This window comes from Sulfitobacter sp. HI0129 (genome assembly GCF_001635395.1).
In the GTDB taxonomy this organism is placed as follows: domain Bacteria; phylum Pseudomonadota; class Alphaproteobacteria; order Rhodobacterales; family Rhodobacteraceae; genus Sulfitobacter.
The window spans coordinates 1-1010 of sequence record NZ_LWGH01000792.1 but is presented as its reverse complement, the minus strand read 5'-3'; the positions used below and the strand labels follow the sequence as shown (position 1 = coordinate 1010).

Sequence of the window (1010 nt, the reverse complement as noted above, 5' to 3'; positions counted from 1 at the left end):
TGCCCTGCTGCGTGACGGGGTGACGGTGGTGATATCCCCCCTGATTGCCCTGATGCGGGATCAGGTCCGGAGCCTGCAGGAAGCGGGCGTGGCGGCAGGGGCGCTCACCTCCGGAAACACGCCGGAAGAAACGGACGCCGTATGGGAGGCGCTGGAAAGCGGGGCATTGAAACTGCTCTACATGGCGCCTGAACGGCTGGCTGCCGGTTCGGCCGCCGGAATGCTGCGCCGGGCGAACGTGCGCCTGATCGCGGTGGACGAAGCCCACTGTGTGAGCCAGTGGGGCCATGATTTCAGGCCGGACTACCTGCGCATCGGTGCCCTGCGGCGGGACCTTGGCGTGCCGCTCGCGGCCTTTACCGCCACGGCAGATGCCGAAACCCGTGCCGAAATCGTCGAGCGGCTGTTCGACGGAGAAGACCCGCGCCACTTTCTTCAGGGGTTCGATCGCCCCAATATTCATCTTTCCTTCGCGGCCAAGAATTCACCGCGCCAGCAGATCCTTAAATTTGCGGCGGCCCGCCGGGGGCAATCCGGCATCGTCTACTGCGGCACGCGCGCAAAGACCGAGGGGATCGCCCGCGCGCTTCAGGATGAAGGCCATGCCGCGTTGCATTACCACGGCGGGATGGAGGCCGATGATCGCAGAATGGCGGAACGCCGTTTCCAGCAGGAGGACGGGCTTATCGTTGTGGCGACGGTCGCTTTCGGGATGGGGATCGACAAACCGGATATCCGTTGGGTGGCCCATGCCGATCTGCCTAAGAGCATCGAAGCCTATTATCAGGAAATCGGGCGCGCGGGACGCGATGGCGCGCCTGCCGAAACGCTCACGCTTTTCGGTGCGGATGATATCCGCCTGCGCCGGGGCCAGATCGACGAAGGGCTCGCCCCGCCGGAACGCCGCATGGCCGATCACGCTCGGCTCAACGCGCTGCTGGGGCTTGCCGAGGCTCTAGCGTGCCGTCGACAGACCCTGCTGGGCTATTTCGGTGAAACGATCACGGGCT

General features: G+C 65.1%; 1 protein-coding gene. It reads left to right on the top strand.

Going from position 1 to position 1010, the window contains the following annotated elements; all coding sequences use genetic code 11:
• Positions 1 to 1010: RecQ family ATP-dependent DNA helicase (locus A3764_RS19130; protein ID WP_150122306.1), on the top strand; the 1010-nt coding region annotated here is incomplete at both ends.